This is a genomic window from Microcoleus sp. S13_C3 (assembly GCF_036700905.1).
GTDB lineage: Bacteria > Cyanobacteriota > Cyanobacteriia > Cyanobacteriales > Microcoleaceae > Microcoleus.
Map to the genome: position 1 here is coordinate 1 of NZ_JAUBPT010000248.1, position 7,094 is coordinate 7,094.

Below are 7,094 nucleotides of genomic sequence, written 5' to 3' on the forward strand. Positions count from 1 at the left end.
CAGGTTACATCGTCAAATATTTTTAACTGGTTTACACACTGCTGTTATTGTACCTCATCTTTCTGAGAAAGGCTATAATTTATATGGGTTATTAAGAGGTAGAAAAATGGCTAACATTAATCGGAGGCGTTCTGAGAATATTAACGGTAACTTTTATGTAGACAATACCTGCATTGACTGTGATACTTGTCGGTGGATGGCACCTGAAGTATTTACTCAAGCGGGAGAACAGTCTGCGGTTTACCACCAGCCAACTAATGAAAGTGAAGAAATGCGATCGCTCGCGGCTCTTTTGTCTTGTCCCACAAGTTCGATCGGGACTGTAGAAAAACCCAAAAGGATCAAAGAAGCCCAGCAACTGTTACCAGCACTCGTAGCAGAAAATGTCTATCACTGCGGCTACCACTCAGAGACATCCTACGCCGCAGCCAGCTATTTAATTGTCCGCCCCGAAGGAAACATTTTAGTTGATTCTCCCCGTTTTGTGCCGCCGCTAGTTAAAAACATAGAAGCAATGGGCGGCATTCGCTATATGTACTTGACTCACGGCGATGATGTGGCAGATCATCAACTATACCACGATCATTTTGGGTGCGATCGCATCATTCATTATGACGAAATTAACGCTGATACTTGCCGTGTAGAAATGCAATTGTCGCCCACCGAACCGTATCAACTAGCAGATGATTTGTTGATTATATCGGTGCCAGGTCACACGAAAGGTCACACAGTTTTGCTTTACAATAACAAGTTTTTGTTCACAGGCGATCATCTTGCTTGGTCGGAAAGTTTGCAGCAGCTAGTTGGCTTTCACGATGTCTGTTGGTATTCTTGGCCCGAACAAATCAAATCTATGCAGAATTTGGCTAATTACTCGTTTGAATGGGTGTTGCCGGGACACGGCCGCAGGTATAATGCCGATCGACAAACAATGAGCAATCAAATGCAAAAGTGTATTGCTTGGATGCTCGATGCTTAAGAGGGTCGTAATAAATATGTAGTGAATTTTAATTACAGTAATTGAATACATAGGATAATTTTATAACTCACAAAATCAAATTTTGTGAGTTTAATATTTCTTTACGCGCTCGAATGTAGATTGAGTTACAGTTATGCTATCATAAGTAACTCTTGCTGGAATCCTTGGTATCTGCCAATATTAGTGTAGTCATATAATATGCTACCCTCACGACCAAATTGCCCTAATTGTGGTTCAAATCACATAGTTAAAAATGGTAGAAATCATAATAAAAAACCCAAATACAAATGTCAAAGTTGCGGTAGCCAATTTGTCTAAAATCCGACCAACAAAGTAATTCGCTCACCAACAATCATATTTAATAGATCGACTTCTTTTGGAGAAGATTTATTTGACTGGTATAGCTAGAAGCACGGGTGTTTCTCAAAAATGGTTACAGGATTATGTAAATAATAAATATGCCTCAATCGAACGCACAGTAAAGGTTTAACCTAAAAAACAAGTCCGATTTAATGTTGAATGTGATGAACTGGGGTCATTTGTAGATGGCAAAGAAAATAAGCAATGGGTCTGGCGCCGCAATGAATAGAGAAACCAGAGAAATTATTGGTGTTTATATTGGCGCTCGTAGCGAAGAAGGAGCAAAACAATTAGGGAATTCTCTACCTCCTGTTTATCGACAATGTGCTGTTTGCTATACAGATTATTGGCAGGCTTATGCTTGTATTTTTCCTTCGCTACGCCATCAGCCAGTTGGTAAAGACAGGGGAAAAACTAATCACATTGAAAGATATAATAATACTTTGCGCCAACGTGTTTCTCGGATCGTAAGAAAGACTCTTTCATTTTCTAAAAAGTTAGAAAACCATATTGGTGCTATTTGGTATTTTATTCATCATTACAACTATGTTTTGAGCCAATGAATATTTAATCACTACATATTTATCACTACCGACGAGAGAATTGCTTACTTTGATAATAGGACAACAAGTGGTATTGTTGAAAGTATTAACAATAAGCTTAAGTTAATAAAACGTTCTGGATAGGGCTTTAGGAATTTGGAAAACTACAAAAATAGATGTTGGCTTACTTGGCATTTTAATTGTTAGTTTGGCATACCAATTAAGGAAGACCCGTGAATGTATTACTCCCTCCCCGCGAGTTCGGGGAGGGTTGGGGTGGGGTAAAAAATTTACGACTCCTGCAAGGATTCCTATATTAGACAATTCTCTCAATATCTCTCTGTAGATAGATGTTGATTTAACTCGCTATCGAGAGTGTTAAATCAAAATTTGCACTTTTAACTCAAGCATTATTAAGTAAGCTAAAGTTTACTTAAATTTTTATTGCACAAACTCGCTAAATCCAGCGAAACAAAAGAAAGCGAGTTATGAGAGAAAGAAGGCGATCGCACAGCCACTTCTCAAAAGCAAATGCAAAAAATACATTCCCTGCTGCAACGAAGCCAGAAGCTTCCCCGTCTTTTAGCCTTATTCGCTGTCACATTAGCCACCGTCTTGCTTTTATTTATTCTGCCGGCACTGACTCAACAGCCAGTCGTGATTACCATGTTAATGCAAGGTCAAGACCTTGTTAACTGGAGACCCTTTGTCAAAGAATTTGAACAGAAAAACCCCGACATTCGCATCAACCTCATAGAAGGGCCTTTTGACAGCAACCTCATAGAAAATCTTTACACATCTGCCTTTCTTTTAGGCGAATCGCCCTACGACATCATCAACATGGATATTGTCTGGGTTCCCAAATTTGCAGCCGCAGGTTGGGTAAGCGATTTGACAGACAGAATTTCCCCCGAACAACTATCAAAATTCATCCAAGGTAACGTCGAAGGCGGGCGGTATCGGGGCAAACTTTACCGAATTCCCCACGCTTCCGATGCCGGAATGCTTTATTACCGCAAAGACATTTTAGAACAAGCGAAAATTCCAGCGCCGAAAACCTTTGAAGAGATGGTAAAAATCTCTCAAAACTTGCAGAAACAGGGAAAAGCAACTTGGGGTTATCTGTGGCAAGGTAAACAATACGAGGGAGTATCTGCGATGTTTGTCGAAGTGCTCTCCGGTTTTGGTGGCTTCTGGGCAAACCCTCAAACTTTTGAAGTTGGGTTAGATAAACCGGAGGCAATTAAAGCAGTGGAATTTCTCAAAAATACGATCGCCTCTGGCATTTCTCCTCCGGGTGTCACCACCTACGGCGAAGAAGAAACCAGGCTGTTGTTTCAAAACGGTAAAGCACTGTTTTTGCGAAACTGGCCCTATGTTTGGAAGCTGGCAAATGCCGAAGGATCGAATGTTAGAGGCAAAATTGCGATCGAGCCAATGCTCAGCAGTACCGGTAAAACAGGCGGTTCCTGCTTGGGCGGCTGGGGCTGGGGAATTGCCAAAACCTCAAAACATCCAGAACAAGCGTGGAAAGCAATTAAATACCTTACCAGCGAGGAAACCCAGCGCAAATTTATTATACAAACCGGTTTAGTGCCCAGTTACAAATCCCTATTTACCAACAAAGAAATAGTCGCCAAATATCCCCACTACCCGCAACTGCTAAAAGTAGTGGAACGATCAGCTTTGCGCCCGCCCCTGGCACAATATGCTCAAGCTTCTGATATTTTGCAGCGTTATTTGAGCTCAGCTTTTACCGGGAGAATGAGTGCAGAACAAGCAATGAAAGCAGCAGCTAGCGAAACTCGTAATTTATTAGGCAGTTTGAAACAACCCAAAGCTTCGTAAATTTGACATCTTGCCTCTGTTAGAAACAGGCAAGATGCCTGTTCCACAAAGAGTTAGAAACAGGCTTTCCGGCCTGTTTCACAAAAAGTTAATTCAATTGTGGGGAGTAGGGGTTGGGCTTCTAGCCCGCCCCAAAATAAATTAAAGGTGAACAATATGCAATTAGACAAGATGCGACAGCGCGAACAAAAAACCGGATGGATATTAGTAGCACCAGCTTTAATAATTCTGATGCTAGTATTTGCTTACCCAATATTGCGCGCTTTTTGGCTGAGTTTATTCACCCAAAACCTCGGTACTGAATTAAAACTGGTTTTTTCCGGTTTTGCTAACTACAGTCGAATGTTAGGCGACGGGCGTTTCTGGCAAACTTTAGGCAACACCACAGTATTTACAGTAGCCTCAGTTTTACTGGAATTAATTCTCGGTATGGGTATTGCCTTAGTCTTAAATCAATCCTTCGCAGGGCGCGGCATTGTTCGCACAATCTCCTTGCTACCTTGGGCGCTGCCGACTGCATTGATGGGAGTAGCTTGGGCGTGGATTTTTAACGACCAATACGGCGTAATTAACGACATTTTGAGGCGATTAGGATTGATTCAAAATAGCATTAGCTGGCTGGGAGATCCGACTTTGGCAATGATGGCAGTAATTACAGCGGATGTGTGGAAAACGACGCCCTTTGTCAGCTTGCTTTTGCTAGCAGGATTGCAATCAATTCCCGGTGATTTGTACGAAGCCCACGCGATTGACGGCGCGAGTAGCTGGCAGAGTTTTCGTCAAGTTACCGTGCCCCTGCTGATGCCGCAAATTGTGATTGCTTTGCTGTTTCGATTTGCCCAAGCTTTCGGCATTTTTGACTTAATTCAGGTGATAACGGGAGGGGGGCCGGCGGGGGCAACGGAGACGGTTTCTATCTACATTTATAGCACGGTAATGAGGTATTTAGACTTTGGCTACGGGGCGGCTTTGGTGGTGTGTACTTTTTTGATGTTAGTGGCAGCAGTTGCGATCGCCGCTTACCTGTTATCGAGAGCCCGCACCAATGCAGCCGGAGGAAACTAAGACGATTTTAGATTGGGGATTTGAGATTTTAGATAACCAACAGTTGCACTTTTATTTCATTGGTATAAATTATGTCGATCGCCAGCGAACAACCCACAAAAAAAACCTTTAACATCCGGCAATTAATCTTGCCAATCTCAGCGCTCTTAATTGTCGCATATTTCCTCGCACCCATAATCTGGCAAGTGTTAACTTCTTTCAAGGTAAATGCGGATATTTCGGCGATTCCAAACGTCTACATTCCCAAACGAATTACTTTCGAGCATTACCTGTCGCTGTTCCAGCGCCGCCCGTTTGCACTTTACATTTTAAATAGCGCTTTTGTTTCCATTACTTCAACATTGCTGTGTTTAGCAGTAGGCGCTCCCGCAGCTTACGCTTTAGCCCGGTTGCGGCTGTGGAGCGAGAAAATCATCCTGGCAACTGTGACGATTGTGACGCTATTTCCGGCGGTGCTGCTATTTTTGGGACTGCTGGAAATTGTCAAAGCTTTGGGTTTAGGCAATAATTATTTAGCATTAATTATTCCTTACACTGCTATCAATTTGCCGCTGACAATTTTAGTGATGCGGAGTTTCTTTCAACAGTTGCCCAAAGATTTGGAAGATGCCGCTAAAGTTGACGGCTACAACACTTTTCAAATGCTGTGGCAAATCGTGCTACCGATGACATTTCCCGCTTTAGTCACAACGGGAATTTTGACATTTATTTCAGCTTGGAACGAGTTTATATTTGCACTAACATTTATGACTCGCGAATCTCTGAAAACTATTCCCGTCGCCACGGCTCAACTCAGCGGGGTGTCAGTATTTGAGATTCCTTACGGCCCGATCGCCGCAGCTACCGTTTTGGGAACTTTGCCCTTGGTTTTGCTGGTTTTGGTGTTCCAGCGGCGCATCGTTCAAGGTTTAACTGCGGGAGCTGTAAAAGGATAAATCGATTTTAGATTTTAGATTTTAGATTTTACATTGAACTGGTTCCTGGGCTCTGCCTGGGAACGAGTCAAACAACACAGTCAACAGTCAACAGTCAACAGTCAACAGTCAACAGTCAACACTTTAAAAATCATGGCAAAATTGCAACTCAAAAACCTCAATAAAACCTACAGCCCTAAAGTAGTTCCCGTAAAAGACATCAGTTTGGATGTCAGCGAAGGGGAATTTCTGACTTTGCTGGGGCCGTCGGGGTGTGGCAAATCTACGACGCTGCGGTTAATTGCAGGGTTAGAACAGCCGACTAGAGGCGAGATTAGAATTGGCGATCGCAATGTCACTTATCTCAGACCGGGCGATCGCGATATAGCAATGGTTTTTCAAAGTTACGCCCTTTATCCGCACATGACAGTATACGAGAATATGGCATCGAGCCTCAAACTTCGCAAAATTTCCTCCGGTGAAATCAACCGGTTAGTGACAGAAGTTGCAACATCCCTAGGATTGACGGAATTAATCGATCGCAAACCCGGAAAACTATCAGGCGGACAGCGGCAGCGAGTCGCCCTTGGCCGCGCATTAGTGCGCCAACCGGAAGTATTTTTGCTCGACGAACCTTTGAGCAATCTCGACGCATTATTACGGGAAAAAGTTAGGGCAGAACTCAAACAATTGTTTTCCTCCCAAAAAGCTCCTGTAGTGTACGTAACTCACGACCAAACCGAAGCAATGACGCTTTCTACAAAAGTCGCAGTTCTCAACAGCGGCAACGTGCAGCAGCTAGATCCGCCACACTTAATTTATACCCGTCCGGCAAATCAGTTTGTAGCTGGTTTTGTGGGTAGCCCGCAAATGAATTTGCTAGTGCTTAAATGCCAGGGCAATTTTGCAATTTTGGGCGATTTTCGAGTTCGACTACCAGATATGCCGACTGTGCCGCCAGAAATTGTGTTAGGAATTCGCCCGGAACACGTCGGCTTTGGAGATGTAGAGGCCGGCAATATGTTGGCCCCAGAGGCAATTAAAGGTGAGGTTTTTTTAGTGGAAAACTTAGGAATGCAAAATTTAGTTAGCGTCCGAGTTAAAGGTGTGGAGTCAGTAACGGTGCGGGCTTTGCTGCCAAATGACCGCCACTGGAATTCGGAAATTGTAGAGCTGGTTTTTCCGTCTCAGTTGCTGCACTGGTTTGACGTGAAAACGGGCGATCGCTTGCAATAAGAATTTGCCCTGCATAGCATGATTGATTAAAAATTGTCTAACCATGTGTATAAAAATATGTTTTTTGCTTCTAACAATACTCCGGACAGTTTTTAAGCAGCCAAAGTACCATAAGACAAGACTGAAGGAAGATTAGGATGGTTTAAAATC

General features: G+C 43.0%; 6 protein-coding genes and 1 pseudogene. All 7 read left to right on the forward strand.

Translation table 11 applies throughout. From position 1 onward, the window contains the following. The first annotated feature begins 106 nt into the window (after positions 1-106). Positions 107-979, forward strand: a complete 873-nt coding sequence (locus tag QUA16_RS34725) for an MBL fold metallo-hydrolase (protein WP_333109163.1) — start codon at positions 107-109, stop codon at positions 977-979. 198 nt (positions 980-1,177) lie between these two features. Then, positions 1,178-1,902, forward strand: a pseudogene (locus tag QUA16_RS34730) (IS1 family transposase). Between the two features lie 39 nt (positions 1,903-1,941). Next, positions 1,942-2,025 carry a transposase gene (locus tag QUA16_RS37100; protein WP_445305425.1) on the forward strand — a complete coding sequence of 28 codons (84 nt, stop codon included), beginning with the start codon at positions 1,942-1,944 and terminating at the stop codon, positions 2,023-2,025. A 387-nt stretch (positions 2,026-2,412) separates the two neighbouring features. Further along, positions 2,413-3,729 (forward strand): ABC transporter substrate-binding protein, encoded by a 1,317-nt coding sequence (locus QUA16_RS34740; protein ID WP_333109164.1) that lies wholly within the window; start codon positions 2,413-2,415, stop codon positions 3,727-3,729. 156 nt (positions 3,730-3,885) lie between these two features. Next, positions 3,886-4,794: a sugar ABC transporter permease gene (locus tag QUA16_RS34745; protein WP_333109166.1), complete on the forward strand. Its 909-nt coding sequence runs from the start codon at positions 3,886-3,888 to the stop codon at positions 4,792-4,794. 71 nt (positions 4,795-4,865) lie between these two features. Next, on the forward strand, positions 4,866-5,729 hold the full coding sequence (locus QUA16_RS34750; protein WP_333109168.1) for a carbohydrate ABC transporter permease: 864 nt from the start codon (positions 4,866-4,868) through the stop codon (positions 5,727-5,729). Between the two features lie 132 nt (positions 5,730-5,861). Then, on the forward strand, positions 5,862-6,944 hold the full coding sequence (locus QUA16_RS34755) for an ABC transporter ATP-binding protein (RefSeq protein ID WP_333109171.1): 1,083 nt from the start codon (positions 5,862-5,864) through the stop codon (positions 6,942-6,944). The last annotated feature ends 150 nt before the right edge of the window (positions 6,945-7,094 follow it).